This is a genomic window from Paraburkholderia sp., assembly GCF_047605525.1.
Classification (GTDB): domain Bacteria; phylum Pseudomonadota; class Gammaproteobacteria; order Burkholderiales; family Burkholderiaceae; genus Paraburkholderia.
Map to the genome: position 1 here is coordinate 1 of NZ_JASGFN010000051.1, position 19,636 is coordinate 19,636.

Consider the following 19,636-nt stretch of genomic DNA (forward strand, 5'->3'; position numbering starts at 1 on the left):
GGCCGGCACGCCGCGCAGCACGCGCGGCAGCGCGGCGCCGACGTGCGCGAGCAGCGTCAGTTCGGCGACGTGCGCGGGCGTTGCCGCCAGCACGTCGCGCCATAGCGCGTCATGCGAAGGCATCGCCGCGCACGCCTCGTCGTCGCGGACAAGACGCTCGCCGTCGAAATGGGCCAGACCGTCTTCCACGACGATCTGCGCAAGTCGCGCGAGCAACGGCGCATCGGCGGGCGCGGGCAGCCTGGGCTGCGCGAACGCGTCGATCGCATCGAGCGCATTCAACGCGTACAGGCCCGCCAGCACGTCGAGCAACGGCAGCGTTTCGCTCAAGTGCCGCGTGCGTTGCGCGCTGTCCTCATGCGACGCGAGACGCGCGCTCGCGCGTTCGACGAGCGCAGCCGGCGCGGGCAGCGCGGCGCCCGTGAAGTCCTCGGGCAGCGGACGCGCTTCGAGCGCGTAGGCAAAGCGCGCCGGTGCGGCGTGGCGTCGGGCCGTGAGGTCGACGCGGCGGAAACGGCACACTGAAAGACGCGCGACGATCGCATTATCGGCGTCGAGGAATTCGAACGATGCGACGATCGAATGCGGACTGCGGCGCTGCACGCGCGCGAGCACGCGGCGCACCGAGTCGCCGCGCAAAAAGTCGACGCGGCCGATCTGGACCGGCACGAAGGCCGCGCGCGCCTCGCCAGGCGCGGCGTCGGCCTGGCCGAGCACGGCGAAGAGCGGATGAAAACCGCTGTCCATCAACGCGGGATGCAGCAGCCAGCCGGCCAGATCCGGCGCGCCGCCAGGCGCCTGCGGCACTTCGAAGTCGGCGAGCGCGTCGTCGCCTTGCACCTGCACCGTGCGCACCCAGCGGAACGCGGGACCGTAGCTCAAACCGATCGCGGCCGTGCTGGCGTAAAGGACGTCGCCATCCATCGCGGGGCTCGCTTCGATGCGAGCCAGCATCGACTCGTCGGCCGTGCTTCGCGCGCCGAGCGTGCTGCCGCTTTCGAGCAGGCGGCCCGTCACGTTGAGATTCCACGGGCCGTCGCTCATGCGCTCGCGCGTCTCGATCGTGAACGACGCGGTGCGCGCGTCGATCACGAAACGGAACAGTTTCGCGTGCTGCGGCTGGAACACGACCGGCATGCGGATCTCGAGGTTCTCGAGCGCGACGTCCGACGTACGAAAGAACACGCGCGCCGCAGCCAGCGCCATTTCCACATAGCCCGCGCCCGGAAACGCAACACCGCCATCGACGACGTGATCGGCGAGCATCGGCATGCGCTGTGGATCGAGCTGGTTTTCCCACGCGAATGCATGTTCGTGCAGACGGTAGCCGAGCAGCGGATGATCGACGCGGCGATTCACGAGGTTGTAGCCCTCGATGGTGGGCGTCTGCCAGTGGCGTTCGCGCTGCCACGGGTAGGTCGGCAGCGCCGCATCCAGGCCCCGCGGCGTCACGGGCACGAAGCGGTCGAGATCGACGCGCGCGCCGTGCGCGACCGCCGCTAGCATCGAATGCGCGAGCATCAGCGCGCTGTCGTGATGACGCTTGAGCGTGGGCACGACGGCCCCCGCGAGCTTCAGGCTCGCGAGCGTCTGCTTCACGTAGTGGCGCAGAATCGAGTGCGGCGCGATTTCGATGAACACGCGCACGCCGCTATCGGCGAGATGCGTGAGCGCTTCGCCAAAACGCACCGGCTCGCGGATGTTGCGCCACCAGTAGCCTGCGTCGAGCGCGCTGCCGGAAAGCGTGTCGCCGGTGACGGTCGACACGTAGCGCTTCGTGCCTTCGCGCGGCGCCAGATCGGCGAGACCGGCGCGCACGATCGGCTCGATCGCGTCCATGCGGCTACTGTGGAACGCGTAATCGAGATCGAGCAACTGGAAGAAGCTGCCGTTCGCGGCGAGCGACGCGCCGATCGCTTCGAGCCCCGCGGGCGATCCGGCGAGCGTGACGGCTTCGGGGCTGTTGGTGCCGGCCAGCTCGACCGTTTCCACGAGACCGAGGCGGGCGATCAACGCCCGCGCGTCGGCCTCGCCAATGCCCGCCGCGGCCATCTTGCCGGTGCCGCGCGTCAAGCCCTGCGCGCCGCTGCGAATGCGGATCACGCGCACGGCCTCGGCAAGCGTCAGCGCGCCCGATGCCCACGCGGCCGCGATTTCACCGACGCTATGACCGACCGCCGCATCGAAACCGATACCGCGCGCTTCGAGTACACGCGTGATGCCGACCTGGATCGCGAACAGCAGCGGCTGCGCGTTCTCCGTCGCCGCGAGCCATTCGACGTTCGCGCCGGCGCGCAGCACGTCGACGAGCGAGTCGCTGCCGTCGGCACGCCACAGTGCGTCGACCTCGTCGAGTGCCGCGTGGAACACCGCGTCTTCCGCATAGAGCTGCTTGCCCATGCCGGCCCACTGGCAGCCGTTGCCCGCATAGACGAACGCCACTTTGGCGGGCGCCACCACTGCCTCGCCGCGTGCGACGTAGGCCGGCAGAGGCTGATCGGACGGATCCGCGAGCATCAGAAGCGCGGCACAGCCCGCTTGCAGATCGGGGGGCGCAATGACCACGCGCTGTTCGAGCCATTCGCGGCGACGCGCGGCACTGGCCGCGAGCATGGTCCAATCGGCGCCGTTCCGCAGGCGCGCGTGATAGCGTCCGGCGAGTGCGGCCAGCGCAGCCGGCGAGCGCGCCGTGAGGACGAGCGGCGGCAAGGCCATGTCCGCGGCTGGCGGGCTGACCGTGACAGGCGCCGCGGGTGCGGCTGGGCGCTCCGCCTCGGCGAGCACCACGTGTGCGTTGGTGCCGCCGAAGCCGAACGAGTTGACGCCGATTGTCAGCGGCACGCCTTCGCGGCGCGAGAGCGGCGTGAAGCGGTCGACGACGCGCAGGCGGCCGCCTTCGAAATCGATGGCGGGATTAGGCGTGTCGAAATGGAGCGAGCGCGGCACCGCGCCGTGTTTCAGGCACAGGATCGCCTTGAAGAGGCCGGCCATGCCCGAGGCGGTTTCGAGGTGTCCGACGTTGGTCTTGACCGAGCCGATCAGGAGCGGATCGTCGGCCGGGCGGCCGCCCGCGACGGCTTCTATCAGCGCGCGCGCCTCGATCGGGTCGCCGACCGCGGTGCCCGTGCCGTGAGCTTCCAGATAGGCGAGCGAGCGCGGATCGACGCCCGCGCGGCGGTAGACCGAGCGCAGCAGCTCGGCCTGCATGGCCGTCGTCGGCACGCTGATACCGCCGTGCGAATGGCCGTTGGAGTTCACACCCGAGCCGGCGATCACCGCGTGAATGGTGTCGCCGTCGGCGAGCGCGCGCTCGAGCGGCTTGAGCAGCACAAAAGCGCCACCCTCGGCGCGCACATAGCCGTCGCCGGTCGCGTCGAATGCGCGGCAACGGCCGCGCGGCGACAGCATCGACGCCTTCGAGAAGCTCACGAAGCCAAACGGATGGAGCAGCAGATTGACGCCGCCCGCCAGCGCCATTTCGGTTTCGCCCGACTGCAGCGCCTGCACGGCCTGATGCAGCGCGACGATCGACGATGAACAGGCGGTATCCACCGACATGCTCGGACCGCGCAGATCGAACAGATAGGAAACGCGATTCGACGCAATGCTGAGCGTGTTGCCCGTAGCCGAGTACGGATCGATCCAGTTCAGGTCGTCCATGCTGCGGTTGCCGTAATCCATGCTCGCGACGCCGACGTACACGCCGCAGTCGCGGCCGCGCATCCCGGCCGGACGCACGCCGGCGTCCTCGAACGCTTCCCACGCGAGTTCGAGCAGCAGGCGCTGCTGCGGGTCCATCTGGGTTGCCTCGCGCGGCGAAACGCCGAAGAACGCGGCATCGAAACCGGCCACGTCATCGAGCACGCCCGCCGAGAACGTGTAGCTCCTGCCCGGCTCCTTTTTGGACGGATGCTGGTAGAACGCCGTGCCGAATCGTTCGGCCGGCACGGCGGTCACCGCGTCGCGCTCTTCGCACAGCAGTTGCCAGAAGTCTTCGGGCCCAGTCACTCCGCCGGGAAAGCGACATGCCATCCCGATAATTGCGATTTTCCTTTCCATCATCATGCCGGCATCTGCTGCAATCTGTTTCGCGAATCGGTGTCGACGCGATCCGCATGCGTCATCGCGCGCTGTATCGTGGAACCGAGGGTTTCGACGCCAACGTCCCGGCGCGTACCGATGTCGCCGCCGAAATTGCGCCAAATAAAGTAATCACTGTGAAGCGGTTCCGTTTCGAGCGCATCGAATACGGAAGACATGGCAGGCACGTGATCGCCATAAAAACACAGGACCGTCGGCCGGTTACGCTCGCGCAGATAACCGGTCAACCTGCCGATCATCGCGTCCGCGTTTTCCACGTGCCGAAGGTAGGCGGTCAGATCGCGCCAGCGCGCATCGTCTCCCAGCGTGTGCCGCGACGTGGACTCACCCTGGGAGACCGTCTCCAGATGCAAGGGGCCGTGATTTTCCATCGTGATCGCAAACGCGAACACCGGCTTGTCATCACGCGCCTGCAGGAGAGCGATGAGCTTGTCCGCCACCGCGAGATCCCCAACGTATGGCCCCACGCGAGACGCATCGTCGAAATGCTCGATGTCCAGAAAGCGGTCGAAATGCATATGCGCGAATGCCCGACGACGGCCAAAGAAGTCCGCGTAGTACGGGTGCACGGCCACCGTGCGATATCCGCCGCGGCGGAAATAACCCGCCAGCGACGCGCACGCCCGGCGCACGAACATATACGGATAAAAGCGCGCGTAACCGAGCTCGGGCGACGTCAGGCCCGTGAGCATGGCAAATTCGCTGCGCATCGTATTAGCGCCCCAGGCCGGCACCGCCAGTTCGCCCTGTTCGAACGACTCGCGTTTGGCGCGATCGAAATGGGCATAGGGCGAGCCGGACACGCATGCGCCGAGCCGGCGGGCGTCGAAATACGACTCGCTCTGAACGACGATGACGTCCGGCTGGACGTCGGGACGACCGGCCGCAAACGGGCTGGTACCCGCGGCGCGAGCAAACGCGCGCCGTTGCGCACGACTCAACCCGTTGATCAGATAGGCAGCGAACGCGGAGAAAAACCCGAACCGGTGTTGGTCCGAAAAGGGTTGCAGCGTGAGCGGCAAGCGACGGGAAAGCGTGATGCACGCCGGCAGGCAAATCAACGTAACGACGGCCGCGACACATCGCTGCCCTAGGGCCACAGGCCTTTCGGCAATGAACGCCCCCACCGCCGCCGCTATGCCGACGAGCACGATGGTGAGCTTGCCGAAACCGAGAAACGGCAAATACAGGCGTGGATGCGAGAAGACCTGGCTGAAAAGGCTCAGGTCGCTGAAGACCAGCGGTTCGCGCAATGACGCATATTTGGCGTTGCCGACGACCGCGAGCAAGCCGATCAGCACGAGCGCGAAGCCCGCCGAAAACAACGGCCGCCCCGTCAGGGCGATGCAACCTGCCGTCACGACAGCGAGCGCCGCCAGATGCAGCATCAGCGCAACGGGCGGTCGACGGAGCGACGATCTCGTGACAGCGATCGCTTCAACGGCAAAGGAGCACGCGACCATGGCCGCCGCGATTGTAAAACCGGGCAGCACTTCACGTATTCCGGCGAGGGATCTGAAACAGGAGACCCAGGATTGCGTCGGCGACAGCGGCTGGCAACAGACGCAGCAACTTGAGGCCGAGCGTCAAACTGAAGGGAAAAGCGATTTCCACGCGACGCCGGGTCAGGCGCTTCTTGATGAACAACGCGGCCTTTTCGGCGCTCCACATGAAGGGCTTGCTGCCAGGGAAAACGTCGCTCATCGCGGTTCGCACGAAGCCGGGCATCACGACTGAAATGCCGATATGATCGCGCGCGAGAACGGGGCGCACGGAATCGCAGTACGCGACGAGCGCGGCCTTGCTCACGCAATAGGCCGGCGAGATTGCCATCCCTCTCAATCCGGCGAGCGAACTGACAATCGCGATCTGGCCGCCTCGCCGCTGGCGCATGCGCTCGATCGCAGGCAGCACCGCGTGCAAGGCACCGTAGAGATTGATATCGACGACTTCGGCGGTACGACCAGCGCCTTCCCAGTCGTCGGATGAGCGCAGCGTGCTGGCAACGCCGGCATTGGCGATCAGCAGGTCGATCGGGTGTCGTGTGTCGAAATCGAAGATCCACGCCTCGAGCGCCGCTGCATCCCGGACGTCGATGCAGCCGATCACGATTTCAGCGCCGCGCGCGCGACATTCCGCGGCGACGGCCTCAAGACGCTCAGCGTTTCTTCCAATTAGTCCCAGCGTGATACCAGGCGCGCAATAGCTTAAAGCCAGCGCACGACCGAGTCCGGCACTCCCGCCAGTGATAACGACTACACGCGGCCCATTCGTGCTCACTCGCCCCCCGATTTCCAGCGACGTTGTTTTTGCATGGTCTGTTAATGGAGTTATTTGCTTCTTTTACAGCAACCCGCATGTGAAATAAGACGCGCAGACCGTCATTGAAAAACATGCGAGGTTAGAGCATCTGCTGCTATCGCCAACATCGATTTGCGCCGATCAAAGCGTTGAAGTCACAAAGCCCGCGCTTGCAGCACTGGTCCGTCCGCGGCCTCCGATCGAGATGAGGAACAATAAAGGCGGCGCAACACGACTCGTGCCGAGCCAACAGATGCACTGAAATACGCAAAATAGAAAGCTTCCAGCGCGAAGCCGCAATGATACAGCAAGAGAATTCTTTCAGGCCATTACAATTGATAATCTTTCCGAGAGTCGCGCTTTCGCAACAGACAGCAGTTACCAACCATTACACGCCCGGTCATGCGCGAGGCGCAAACGTTTTCCTCTTACCTTTATGGCCTCCATGCTGGACACATATACTCTCAACTGTCCAGCCGTGCGGGCAAGGTCATTTGCAGGCTTTTCCGCTGCAAATCACTGGAGTATCTGACTGAGCCAAAAGGATTATCTTTAAAGCAGCGCCTGATATTCCTGATAACCACACCGGCGCCGCAACTTCCTCCTGTTGACAGCGCCATCCAGTGCTTCTTGCCATGAGGTGCCAGTCCGTAGCTGGCGATGACCGCGCCAGGCAACGAGCCTGCGCGACGCCTGGCGCCGTAAATAGCGCTCTCCTACGGCGCTCGCTTGGGCTGAGCGCGATCGAGTCCTCAGTTCGGTCCCATGCTCGTCGCGCAAGGCCTGGATGGACTCCGCGGATCAAGCGGGGCCGTTACAGAGTTGCCCGGCAAGGTTTTTAGTGAAATACCTGATCATCCAAAGAGACAATTCGTCAAGGATGATTCGAGAGCGCGTTCGCCAATTGATCTCCAATATGAACGATCGCTGATTCCATCCGCGGAACGGTGGAGCGTTTGTGTTATTTGTGGAGTAGAACACCAGCTAGTATTTTCTTCTTTGCATGGACTCTACGCTCCTCTTCTGGATAAGCTCGCCCTAGTCTCTGCGCTCCGTTGATTTCTGCGTCAGCCATTTGACTTCCGCCCGTTTTGTCAGCACGTTTGACCGCGCTGGCGGCGTTCGATTGCCCGAAGGATGTCGCTTTGGGTACATCCTCTCTCAATCGTCACCGCCCTCTTTTGCCTCATATCTTTATCGCTCGAGGTTAAACACGGATATATTTTTTAATAGGTGTGTTTTTAGCGATCAAAATGAATTTTTCTCAAATAGCTTTCTTTTTTCCGGGCAGATTACAGGAAACCCTGACGTTTAACGAGTCTTTCTCGGAAGAGAACATACGAAACAATTAGATGAAGACGATCTCTTCAATACTGTCGCGCTCACAATGCCGACATTCCACATGCATTTGAGATCTTTGATTCCAGAAAACACCGCGACGCGCTCCGCGCACGGGCCACCGCTAAAACACCGACAGCAGCCCTCTATAGCCATGCATGGCCATGGCGATCAACATCGCGGACAGCGTTGGCAACACCAGATCCAATACCTTGTAGATATCCCACTGCCATGGAAGCCAGCCGATCGCCCAGGTATAAGCATGCGACTCGAAAGCGAGCGATTCCTCGACACCCAGGGATTCGATCTCGCACTCGAGTTTCTTGCGCGACCAATACCAGACGATTACGGCGAGCGCGCCAATCCGGAAGTTGAATAGCAACCCGACCGGCACCTGGACCAGCAATCCTTCAAGGCAATGAGACAGCGACATGCGCCACCTTGCCGCGGCGAACCAGTCAAGTAGAGCAGTCATTGGAAGATTCTCCTTGTACCATCATGCCGATGCTCCTGATTACACGGGCGTCATTCTGGCCGCGATGCTGAGATAGTGCACGGACGCATCCGATTTTCGACCCAGTTGTGGCGGTTCCCGAATTATGCCGTGTCAAGGTCACCGATGGCAGATCATGTCCTCTCGTGATCGTCGTCGAGCGCTTCTTCGCAATGTTCGTCGGCGATCTGCTCGACACGCTGATCGTTATCTGGCAACTCCCAATGAAAAAGCCCCGCAAGGACCTTTAGTCCCGCGGGGCATTTCTTTCAGGCTGGAACGCTAACGCGTTGTCCGCCTAACGCGACATCATATGCATGCTGACGTTGTGCATCACCCACAACGTACCGCCAACCACGATAACCGCGGTCAGCACGGTGAACGCGAACGCCACCACATTCCAGCGCTGCGCCGATGACGCGTTCATGTGCAGGAAGAAAATCAGATGCACGATGATTTGCACGAGCGCGAGGCCCGAGATCGCAAACAGTGCGCTCTGGCCCGCCAACGTTCCCGTCATGACGAGCGCGAACGCCGCGACGGTCAGGATGACGGAAAGCACGAAGCCCGCCGTATAGCTGCCGAAGCTACCGTGGCTTTCGCCCGAGTGTCCATGATGGCTATGGCTATGGTCCATTTAGATCACGCTCGCAAGATAGACAAAGGTGAAGACGCCGATCCACACGACGTCGAGGAAGTGCCAGAAAAGGCTCAGGCACGTCAGACGGATCATGTCGCGTTCGGTCAGGTCGCGATGACGCATCACCTGAACGGACAGCACGACCATCCAGATCAGGCCGAACGTCACGTGCAGACCGTGCGTGCCGACCAGCGTGAAGAACGACGACAGGAACGCGCTGCGGCCCGGGCCCGCGCCTTCGGCGATCAGGTGCGAGAACTCGCGCATTTCCAGTACCAGAAACGCGAGGCCGAGCAGGAACGTCACGCCGAGCCACGAGAGCAGCACGCCCTTGCGGTTCCTGTGCGCGCCGAGCATCGCGAAACCGTACGTGATGCTCGAGAGCAGCAGCATCGCCGTTTCGAGCGCGACACCCGGAATCTCGAACAGATCCCGGCCGCTCGGACCGCCGGCGAACTGATGACTCATCACCGCGAACACGGCGAACAGCGCCGCGAAGATGATGCAGTCGGTCATCAGGTACAGCCAGAAACCGAATACCGAGTGCGACGGCACGTGGTCCGGCGCGAGTTGCGGTTCAATCGCGATAGTCTTCTGTAACATCAGTCCACCTCCAGCGCGACCTGCGCACCGGCACCCGCGCCGACGCCGGCCACCGCGGCAGCGCCACCGCTGCCGCTGCGTTTCTCTTCAATCAGCGCGACAGTGTCGGCCGGGATGTAATAGCCGTCGTTGTCCTGGAAGCTGTAGACGATCACGGTGGCAATCGCGCCGACGAAGCCGACGATCGCAAGCCACCAGATGTGCCACACGCCTGCAAAGCCGAGCACCAGCGAGAACAGACCCACCAGCAGACCCGCGGACGTATTCGACGGCATGTGAATGTCGCGATACGGCGGCACAACCTGCGCGCCCTTGCACGACTTCATGTCGGTGAACGCATCCAGCTTGCGAACCGTCGGGATGTGCGCGAAGTTGTACGCCGGCGGCGGCGAGCTCGTCGCCCATTCCAGCGTATGACCGTCCCACGGATCGCCCGTGAGGTCGCGGTTTTCCGGCAGGTTGCGATCGCGGATGCTGACGTACAGTTGCAGCAACTGGCAGCCGATACCGATTGCGATCAGCACCGCGCCGAACGCGGCGGCGATCAGCCACGGATGCCATGCCGGGTTGTCGTAGTGATTCAGACGACGCGTCATGCCCATGAAGCCGAGCACGTACAGCGGCGTGAACGCCACCCAGAAGCCGATCTGCCAGAACCAGAACGCCGCCTTGCCGATCTTCTCGTTCAGCTTGAAGCCGAACGCCTTCGGGAACCAGTAGTTGAAGCCGGCCAGATAGCCGAACAGCACGCCACCGATAATCACGTTGTGGAAGTGAGCGATCAGGAACAGGCTGTTGTGCAGCACGAAGTCCGCGCCCGGAATCGCCATCATCACGCCGGTCATGCCACCGATCGTGAAGGTGACCATGAAGCCGAGAGTCCACAGAATCGGCGTCGTGAATTGCAGACGGCCCTTGTAGATCGTGAACAGCCAGTTGAACACTTTCACGCCGGTCGGAATCGCAATCACCATCGTCGCGATACCGAAGAACGCGTTGACGTCCGCGCCCGAACCCATCGTGAAGAAGTGGTGCAGCCACACGAGGAACGACAGCACCATGATCGCGCAGGTTGCCCATACCATCGTCTTGTAGCCGAACAGCGGCTTCTTCGCGAAGGTCGCAACGACTTCCGAGAAGATACCGAACGCCGGCAGGATCAGGATGTACACCTCGGGGTGGCCCCATGCCCAGATCAGGTTCAGGTACAGCATCGCGTTGCCGCCGGCTTCGTTCGTGAAGAAGTGCATGCCGAGATAGCGGTCCAGACCGAGCAGCGCGAGCGTGACGGTCAAAATCGGGAACGACGCCATGATCAGCACGTTCGTGCACAGCGTGGTCCACGTGAACACCGGCATCTTCATGAACGACATGCCGGGCGCGCGCATCTTTACGATCGTCACGAAGAAGTTCACGCCGGTCAGCAAAGTACCGATACCGGAGAGCTGCAAGCTCCACAGGTAATAGTCGACGCCGACACCGGGGCTGAACTGCAGCTCGGACAGCGGCGGATAAGCGAGCCAGCCGGTCTGACCGAATTCGCCGATCACGAGCGAGATGTTGATCAGAATCGCGCTGACTGCCGTCATCCAGAAACTCAGCGAGTTGATGAACGGGAACGCGACGTCGCGCGCGCCGATCTGCAGCGGCACGACAAGGTTCATCAGGCCGACCATGAACGTCATCGCCATGAAGAAGATCATGATGACGCCGTGCGCTGTGAAGATCTGGTCGTAGTGATGCGGCGGCAGAAAGCCTGGGCTCAGGTACGCCAACGCCAGTTGCATGCGCATCATGATCGCGTCGGCGAAGCCGCGCAGCAGCATGATGAACGCAACGACGATGTACATGACGCCGATCTTCTTGTGGTCGACGGACGTCAGCCATTCGCTCCACAGGTAGCGCCATTTGCCGAAATACGTGATTCCGCCGAGCACGGCCAGCGCCGCGAGCACCATGCCGGCGCCCGCCGTAACGATGATTGGCTCGTGATACGGAATCGCATCGAGCGTGAGTTTTCCGAACATGCGTTACCCCTTAGGCGCACAGTTGGCGTCCTTCATGTTGTCGAGGACGTTGCCGTTGTTGTATCGCGCAATGATGTTGTTGAAGAGCTTCGGATCGACGGTCGAGAAGTACCGCACCGGGTCCTTTTCGCTCGGCTCCGACACCGCGTGATAGCGGTCCATGTCGAGTCGGTCCGACGACGCGCGCACCTTCGTGACCCACGCGTTGAAGTCTTCGGGCGAGGTGGCGAGCGTGCGGAACTTCATGTCCGAGAAGCCCTTGCCGCTGAAGTTCGCCGCGAGGCCCGCGTAGTCGCCGGCGTGATCGGCGATCAGGTGCAGGCGCGTCTGCATGCCCGCCATCGCATAGATCTGGCCACCCAACTGCGGAATGAAGAACGAGTTCATGACCGTGTCCGACGTGATCCGGAAGTTCACCGGCGTGCCGACCGGGATCGCGAGCTGGTTCACCGAGGCGATGCCGAGATCCGGATAGATGAACAGCCATTTCCAGTCGAGCGCGACGACTTCGACGTTGATCGGCTTGACCTGCGATTCGAGCGGACGATACGGATCGAGCTCGTGCGTGGTTCTCCACGTCAGCACCGCGAGGAACAGAATGATCAGCGTCGGAATCGTCCAGACGGCGACTTCGATACCGGTGGAATGCGTCCATCCCGGACGGTAATCGGCGTTCCTGTTCGATGCGCGATAACGCCATGCGAAAAACAGCGTCAGCGCGATGACCGGAACCACCACGATCAGCATGGCCCATGTGGACGTCGCGATCAGATCGCGCTCCGCGACGCCCACACTCCCCTTCGGATTCAGAATATCGAGGTTGCTGCAACCCGAAAGCAGCAACATGAGGCTGGCGGAAAGAAAGCTTGCCGGCCTTTTCAGCGTCCGTCCTTTCATATCCACTGCCTCTTCTTTTTGACTTCAACGAACGTCATTCGACGGCTCTCCATTAATAAGCGCTCGGATCATAGGGGCGCATCGAGTGGCGATAAACACTCGATTCAGCAACGATCTATTGCGTCGCAAAACCGTGCGACACGTTGCCGCATACCGCCGCGCACCCTCGCTGCGCACCCTGTTACCCCCGCGGCATTTGCGATGCTCGCGAACGAACATCGAAAAGTTGACGCATCGCAAAAGCCCCTGAAAAAAGCACTCAAAACTCGCTGGACACGTTGCGGCTCCCCTGGACTACGCCATGTGTGCCGTTCGCAAGGGATCGATAGCGACGCGCAAAAGCGCATGAGCATTGCGGCATCCCGATGCGCGGATGCCACAACTGCTCGCGCGTTCCGTTCTGTCAGCCCGGCGTGCGTACCGCGACGGAAACCGGCGCGCGCGCCGCGGCTTGCAGATGTTCGTTGCCATCCGTCGGCGCCGTGTCCGAAGGAAGCGCCGAGCGTTCCGACTGCGCGAGCAGCGTCCCGACCGACGGATCGATTGCGTCGGTGAACGGCTTCGGATCGACACCGATCGCGAGCACCAGCAGCGACATTGCGCCGAGCAGCACGAATTCGCGCTTGCCGAGGTCCTTGAGCTTCGCAACGCGTGCGTTGGCAATCGCGCCGAAGATCACGCGCTTGTACATCCACAGCGTGTAGGCCGCGCTCAGGATCAGCGTGGTCGCGGCGATCGCGCCGATCCAGAAGTTGAAGCGGATCGCGCCCATCAGCACCATGAACTCGCCGACGAAACCCGACGTGCCCGGCAAACCGATATTGGCCATCGAGAACAGCATCACGAAGGCGGCAAAGCGCGGCATCGTATTGGCGACGCCACCGTACTCGGTGATCGACGCGGTCTTCGTGCGGTCGTGGAGCATGCCCGTGCACAACAGCATCGCGCCGGACACCACGCCGTACGAGATCATCTGCACGATCGCGCCGGATTGGCCGAAGCGGTTGAACACGAAAAGACCGAGCGTAACGAGACCCATGTGCGCGACCGTCGAATACGCGAGCAGGCGACGCATATCGGTCTGCACGAGCGCGAGCAGGCTCGAGTAGATCACCGCGACGAGCGACAGCGTAATCATCATCGGCGCGAAGAAGTGGCTCGCCTGCGGCGCGATCGGCAACGCGAAACGCAGCAGACCGTAGCCGCCGATCTTCAGCATGCCGATCATCACCGCGGCGCCGGTCGGGCCGTCGAGGTGCACGTCGGGCAGCCACGTATGCAGCGGCCACATCGGCACCTTCACGCCGAACGCGGCGAGAAAGCCGAGGAAGATCAGCGCCTGCGGCACCATGGCGAGCGGCGTCTCGCGCCATACGGCGAGATCGAAGCTGTGCGTCTGGCTATACAGATAGAGCAACGACATCAGCATCATCAGCGAGCCGAGAAACGACACGAAGAAGAACTTCACCGCCGCGTACGTGCGGTTCTTGTGCCCGTAGGTGCCGATCAGCAGATACAGCGGAATCAGCGTCGCCTCGAACGCGATGAAGAACATCATGCCGTCGAGCGACGTGAACACGCCCTGCATGAAACCCGACAGCAGCAGGAATGCGCCGAAGTACTGCGCGGTACGCTGCGTGATCGACTCCCACGACGCGATCACGATGATGATCGTCGTAAGCGCGGTCAGCGCGACGAGCCACAGCGAAATCCCGTCGATGCCCACATGCCATGCGATATCGAACGTCGGCGACCAGCGGACGTTTTCGACGAACTGCATCGAAGTGACGTCGTTGCGGAAATTCGCGACGAGCGGAATCACCGGCAGGAAACCCGCCACCGCGCCGATCAGCGCGAGCCAGCGCGTGCGATTGCGCGCCGCGTCGGACCCGGCTCGCAGCACCACGAACCCGGCGACGATCGGAATCCAGATGAGAAGACTAAGAAGAGGCAATGGCATGTGCTCTGTCAAAACTTGAAGTACAAAACGCCGCGTCAACGCCGCCGGAACAGCAGGCGATGAAATGGATATGTAAGATTTATTTCGCCGGAATTGGCGTGTAGACAGGGTTTTCTTCTACACGTTTACCCGCAGTCGAGTGACCAAGGGTGGGAGATTACCAAGATAAGAATAATTTTGCAGCGCAACAGCGGAGCAATCCGCGCCACAATTATTTGTTGCCGGGCCAACCCTTGCAAAACGCATGAAAATGTGCGCTTGCACATTGTTACAGACGAGCGCGAAAGCCCGGAAAACTTGGCGGCAAAAAGCTGGCACTTAGGAGCGAATTGAGAACTTTTAGGCGACCGGTTCTTTTCAGGCCGATATAAGCGGAATGGATCGTGCTGGAGCCGCTCGCCCGCCTCACGTAGCGCCGGGGTCAAGCCAGTGAATTTTGCGTAATAACGCAAAAAATATTTTTTGCGCGGAGCTCTAAATTTTCCTGGGAACTGCGTCGGCGGCCGTTCGGCGTAGCTACATTTCCGCGGGCTGGAACGCTAGCGAGACGCCAGGAAAAAGCCTCCATCTTCCTTACATCGAACACCGCATGCCGCGCGAACCGCTGCGGAAATCCTCGCGGCAAGGCACACTGATTTCATCGACCGGCCGTTGCCGGTTCTTTCCTTCCTGGACTCTCTCGCATGGCGCTTCGTCACGACGTCGTCGTTCCCGCTCTCGAATGCCGCGGACTGAGCAAACGGTATGGCGCTGGCCGCATCGTGCTCGCGCAGCTCGATTTCACGCTCGCGGCGGGCGAGTTCGTCGCGATCATGGGCGACTCGGGCGTCGGCAAGTCGACGTTGCTGAATCTGATCGCCGGGCTCGACCGCGCGGATAGCGGCAGTGTGATGCTCGACGGCCGCGCGATCGGGCAACTCGACGACAACGCGGCGACGCGCCTGCGCCGGCAAAAGCTCGGCTTCGTGTTCCAGGCGTTCCACGTGCTGCCTCATCTGACGCTCGCGCAAAACGTCGCGTTGCCGCTGCTGCTCAACGATCTGCCGCCCGCCGGCGCGCTCGAGATGCTCGCAGCGGTTGGACTGCGCGGCCGCGGCGACGACTTTCCGCGCGATCTCTCCGGCGGCGAACTGCAACGCGTCGCGATTGCGCGTGCGCTCGTGCATCGGCCCACGCTGATTCTCGCCGACGAGCCGACCGGCAACCTCGACCCCGCGACCGCGCACGACGTGCTCGGTCTGTTTCGCGCGCAAAGCAAGGCAACCGGCGCGGCCACGATCATGGTCACGCATTCGGAAGCCGCGGCCGCCGTGGCGGACCGCGTGCTGATCCTGAGCGACGGCGGTCTGCATGCCGCGTCCGCGAAAGCCGCGAACGCTGCGCACTCCGCTGACCCGCGCGCGCCAGCATCGCCCGCCCGCTCGACCGGCCATGCCCGCTGATTCCAGCTCACCGCCGCGTACACCGGGACATCGCGTTCTCGCGCGCTGGCTGCTGGGCGCCGAATGGCGCAGTCATCGCGGGCGGGCGCTGGTTGCCATTGCAACGATCGCGCTCGGTGTCGCGCTCGGCTACGCCGTGCAACTGATCAACGGCGCGGCCTTCAACGAATTCTCGGCGGCCACGCGCAGCCTGTCCGGCAAAGCCGATTTGCAGGTGCGCGGCGCGCAGCCTTTTGTCGACGAGACCATTTATCCGCGTCTGGCGAACGAGCCGGGTGTCGCGCTCGCGAGCCCGGTGCTCGCGCTCGATGTCGCGGTACCGGAGCGCAATAGCGCGCTGCCCGTCCTCGGCATCGACGTCTTCCGGGCCAGCCGGATCACGCCCGATCTGATCGGCGTGCCGTCGCCGGACCGGCCGTTCGATACGCTCGCCTCCGATGCCGTGTTTCTGTCGACCGCCGCGCAGCAATGGCTGAACGTCAGAGCCGGCGACGACGTGACGCTTCTCAACGGCACGTCGAGCGTGCATTTGCGCGTCGCGGGCGGCCTCGTGCGAACGCGGCCGGGTCAGCGGCTCGCTGTCATGGATATCGCCGCCGCGCAGTGGAAGTTCGGCAAGGTGGGCAAGCTCTCGCGCGTCGACGTGCAGCTCGAGCGCGGTATCGACCGGCAGCGCTTCAAGCGCGATCTGCAGGCGCGGCTCGGCGCCATGTGGGTCATCGCCGAGGCGCGCGACATCGACAGCCGCACCGATCGCCTTTCGCGCGCCTATCGGATCAATATGAACGTGCTCGCACTGGTTGCACTGTTCACCGGCGCGTTCCTCGTGTTCTCGACTCAGGCGCTCGGTGTCGTACGACGCCGCGCACAGTTCGCGATGCTGCGCGTGCTCGGACTCACGCGCGCTCAGTTGATGCGGCAGGTTCTGATCGAAGGCGCGCTGCTCGGGTTGATCGGTTCGCTATGCGGCCTCGCGCTCGGCTATGCAATGGCAAGCGGCGTGCTGCGTCTGTTTGGCAGTGACCTTGGCGGCGGCTATTTTCCGGGCGTACAGCCGCGTGCGAGCTTCGAGCCGTTGGCCAGCGCGGTGTTTCTGGCGCTCGGCGTCGCGGTGGCCGTGTTGGGCAGCGTGATGCCCGCCGTCGATGCGGCGCGCGCGCGTCCCGCGGCGGCGCTCAAGGCGGGCGCCGAAGAAGGCGCGTTGGCGCGGCTCGCGACGCCGTGGCCCGCGTTGGGCTGTCTGCTGATCGCCGCCGTTCTCACGCGCTTGCCGCCGTGGTTCGATACGCCGATTGCCGGGTATCTCGCCGTTGCGTTGCTGCTCGTCGGCGGCATCGCGCTGATGCCGCGTGTGAGCGCGCTGATATTCGGCGTGGCGAGCCGCGCGTTCGGCATGCGACGCCGCCCGGGCGCGACGGGTACGCTCGCGCTGGCACGTCTCGCGAACGCGCCGGGTCATGCATCGATTGCGATGGGCGGCGTGCTGTCGAGCTTCGCGCTGATCGTTGCGATGGCCATCATGGTGGCCAGCTTTCGCGTGTCGGTCGACGACTGGCTCACGCATCTGCTCTCCGCCGATCTGTACGTGCGCGCGGCATCGGGTGGTAATAGCGGCGATACCGGCGGCTTACGGCCGGACGAGCAGACGCGGATCGCGGCGGTTCCCGGCATCAGGCGCGCCGCGTTTGCGCGCATCACGCATCTGACGCTCGATCCCGCGCGGCCGGACATCGCGCTGCTCGCACGCGACATCGACGCGGCCGATCCGGGCGCGACTTTGCAGATGAGCGGCGCGGTGCTGCCGCCTTCCGCGCTTCATGCCGGCGAAATACCTGTGTGGGTGTCGGAAGCGATGGTCGATCTGTATGGGTACCGGACGGGTCAGCGCGTGCGCTTGCCGCTTGGCGAACCCGGCCAGGTATTCGTCGTGGCCGGCGTCTGGCGCGATTACGCGCGACAGAGCGGCGCGATCCAGATACGGCTTGCCGATTACCGTCGCCTGAGCGGCGACACCAGCGCAACCGATGTCGCCGTGACCGTCGAGCCGGGCACGAGCGTCGACCGCGTTATCGATGAATTGCGGGCACTGCCGTTCGGCGCGGCGCTGGAGTTGTCGCAACCGGGTGAGATCCGTGCGCACACGCTGATGATCTTCGACCGCAGCTTCGCGGTCACTTATCTGCTCGAGGCGGTCGCGATCGTGATCGGACTGTTCGGCGTCGCCGCGACGTTTTCCGCGCAGACGCTCGCGCGCGCCCGCGAGTTCGGGATGTTGCGGCACGTCGGCGCGACTCGCGCGCAGATCCTCGGCATCCTTGCGTCCGAAGGCGGCCTGCTCACGGCTTGCGGCATTGCACTCGGTTTCGCACTCGGTTTTGCGATCAGTCTGATTCTCGTGTTCGTCGTCAATCCGCAGTCGTTTCATTGGAGCATGTCGCTGCATGTGCCATGGGGCATATTAGACACGGTCGCGCTGGTGATGCTGGTTTTGTCCTGTTCGACGGCGGTGATCGCGGGCCGCGGGGCGGTATCCGTGGATGCGCTGCATGCAGTGAAGGAGGACTGGTGATGCGGGCAGCCGCCCTTCTGCTGCGAAGCTGGCTCTGTATCGGCATGGCTGCCGTGTCGTCGTCGTTCGCCGCGGGCGTCGACTTGCCGGCCTCCACGCCGGCCACATTTGCCGCCGTCACTCCGGATCATCCGGTCTCGCTTCCGCTGGACAGCGGCGCGCACCCGGCTTTTCGCACCGAATGGTGGTACGCGACGGGCTGGCTCAATACGCCTGATAACCAGCCGCTCGGATTTCAGATCACATTTTTCCGCTCAGCGACAGGCCACGAAACCGCCGATCCGAGCGCTTTCGCGCCTTCGCAGTTGATCATTGCGCACGCCGCGTTGAGCGATCCGGCAGTCGGACACCTCGTTCACGACCAGCGTATCGCTCGTGAGGGCTTCGGGCTCGCGTATGCAAAGCTGGCTAATACCGATGTCAAACTCGACGCATGGAAAATGATTCGTGACGCGGATGGCCACTATGACATTACCGTCGACGCAAGCGGGTTCTCGCTGCATCTCGCGCTGACGCCGACCCAGGCTCCACTGCTCGAGGGTGAGCGTGGCTATTCGCGCAAGGGACCGCGGCCGGAGCAGGCCAGCTATTACTACAGTGAGCCGCAATTGCGTGTGACGGGCAGCGTGATGCGTCCGGCTACAGATGGACGCACCGCTCGGCGCGCCACGGCGGTGACGGGTAGCGCATGGCTGGATCACGAGTGGTCGAGTACGTTGCTCGACGCTAACGCGGTCGGATGGGACTGGCTCGGCGCTAATTTGAAGGACGGTTCGGCGTTGATGGCATTCAAGGTACGTCGCCGCGATGGGCACGCACTGTGGGGACACGCGACGCTGCGCAGGCCCGATGGGCAGGTAACGAACTTCGGCCCCGATCAGGTGGAATTCACGCCGGTTCGGGTGTGGCGCTCGCCTCGCACAAGCGCATCGTATCCAGTCTCGATGGTGGTCAGGACTGGCGCGCTGACGTGGCAACTCGATCCGCTGATGGATGACCAGGAACTCGATTCACGGCAATCGACCGGCGCCGTGTATTGGGAAGGCGCGGTGCGAGTAAGCCGCGAAGGTGCGGACATGGGGCGGGGGTATCTGGAGCTGACGGGATACGCGGACGCGCTGCGAATAGGACAGCGATAAATCACTACGAAGTTGTTTTCACAGTCGCTAGCAGCAGATTCCGAATGCACCTCCGGGTGCGGCGTTTTTCTCGGCCGGTAAACGCCGAAACCCCACCGCGAGGGGTGGGGTTTCTGGCTGGAGGGG

The 19,636-nt window shown here is 63.1% G+C and carries 12 protein-coding genes; 3 read left to right on the top strand and 9 right to left on the bottom strand.

What is annotated here, in order from left to right; genetic code table 11:
* From QM685_RS36050 to QM685_RS36090, 9 genes are all read right to left on the bottom strand, one after another.
* Positions 1 to 4,059: type I polyketide synthase (locus QM685_RS36050; protein ID WP_415124207.1), on the bottom strand; the 4,059-nt coding region annotated here is incomplete at its 3' end.
* Between the two features lie 2 nt (positions 4,060 to 4,061).
* Entirely contained in the window at positions 4,062 to 5,402 is a 1,341-nt protein-coding gene (locus QM685_RS36055; protein ID WP_415124185.1) for an LTA synthase family protein, read from the bottom strand.
* 193 nt (positions 5,403 to 5,595) lie between these two features.
* On the bottom strand, positions 5,596 to 6,381 hold the full coding sequence (locus QM685_RS36060; protein WP_415124187.1) for an SDR family NAD(P)-dependent oxidoreductase: 786 nt from the start codon (positions 6,379 to 6,381) through the stop codon (positions 5,596 to 5,598).
* 1,483 nt (positions 6,382 to 7,864) lie between these two features.
* Positions 7,865 to 8,215, bottom strand: coding sequence for a hypothetical protein (locus QM685_RS36065; protein WP_415124189.1), 351 nt, complete (start codon positions 8,213 to 8,215; stop codon positions 7,865 to 7,867).
* Positions 8,216 to 8,531: 316 nt separating this feature from the next.
* Positions 8,532 to 8,870: a cytochrome o ubiquinol oxidase subunit IV gene (gene cyoD / locus QM685_RS36070; RefSeq protein ID WP_415124191.1), complete on the bottom strand. Its 339-nt coding sequence runs from the start codon at positions 8,868 to 8,870 to the stop codon at positions 8,532 to 8,534.
* A complete protein-coding gene (gene cyoC, locus QM685_RS36075) occupies positions 8,871 to 9,476 on the bottom strand; it encodes a cytochrome o ubiquinol oxidase subunit III (protein ID WP_415124193.1) in 606 nt (201 codons plus the stop codon). It lies immediately after the preceding gene.
* Positions 9,476 to 11,503: a cytochrome o ubiquinol oxidase subunit I gene (gene cyoB, locus QM685_RS36080; protein WP_415124195.1), complete on the bottom strand. Its 2,028-nt coding sequence runs from the start codon at positions 11,501 to 11,503 to the stop codon at positions 9,476 to 9,478. The genes cyoC and cyoB overlap by 1 nt, the downstream gene beginning before the upstream one ends.
* 3 nt (positions 11,504 to 11,506) lie before the next feature.
* Entirely contained in the window at positions 11,507 to 12,400 is an 894-nt protein-coding gene (gene cyoA / locus QM685_RS36085) for a ubiquinol oxidase subunit II (protein ID WP_415124197.1), read from the bottom strand.
* Between the two features lie 403 nt (positions 12,401 to 12,803).
* Positions 12,804 to 14,360 (bottom strand): complex I subunit 4 family protein, encoded by a 1,557-nt coding sequence (locus QM685_RS36090; protein WP_415124199.1) that lies wholly within the window; start codon positions 14,358 to 14,360, stop codon positions 12,804 to 12,806.
* 683 nt (positions 14,361 to 15,043) lie between these two features.
* On the opposite strand from QM685_RS36090, the gene QM685_RS36095 reads away from it, so the two are divergent.
* Genes QM685_RS36095 through QM685_RS36105 form a run of 3 tightly spaced genes read left to right on the top strand, consistent with a single transcriptional unit; the run spans position 15,044 to position 19,510 of the window.
* The gene (locus QM685_RS36095; protein ID WP_415124201.1) at positions 15,044 to 15,802 is read left to right on the top strand and encodes an ABC transporter ATP-binding protein; all 759 of its coding nucleotides are present in this window, start codon (positions 15,044 to 15,046) and stop codon (positions 15,800 to 15,802) included.
* The gene (locus tag QM685_RS36100; protein ID WP_415124203.1) at positions 15,792 to 18,371 is read left to right on the top strand and encodes an FtsX-like permease family protein; all 2,580 of its coding nucleotides are present in this window, start codon (positions 15,792 to 15,794) and stop codon (positions 18,369 to 18,371) included. The genes QM685_RS36095 and QM685_RS36100 overlap by 11 nt, the downstream gene beginning before the upstream one ends.
* Positions 18,371 to 19,510: a lipocalin-like domain-containing protein gene (locus tag QM685_RS36105; protein WP_415124205.1), complete on the top strand. Its 1,140-nt coding sequence runs from the start codon at positions 18,371 to 18,373 to the stop codon at positions 19,508 to 19,510. The genes QM685_RS36100 and QM685_RS36105 overlap by 1 nt, the downstream gene beginning before the upstream one ends.
* The last annotated feature ends 126 nt before the right edge of the window (positions 19,511 to 19,636 follow it).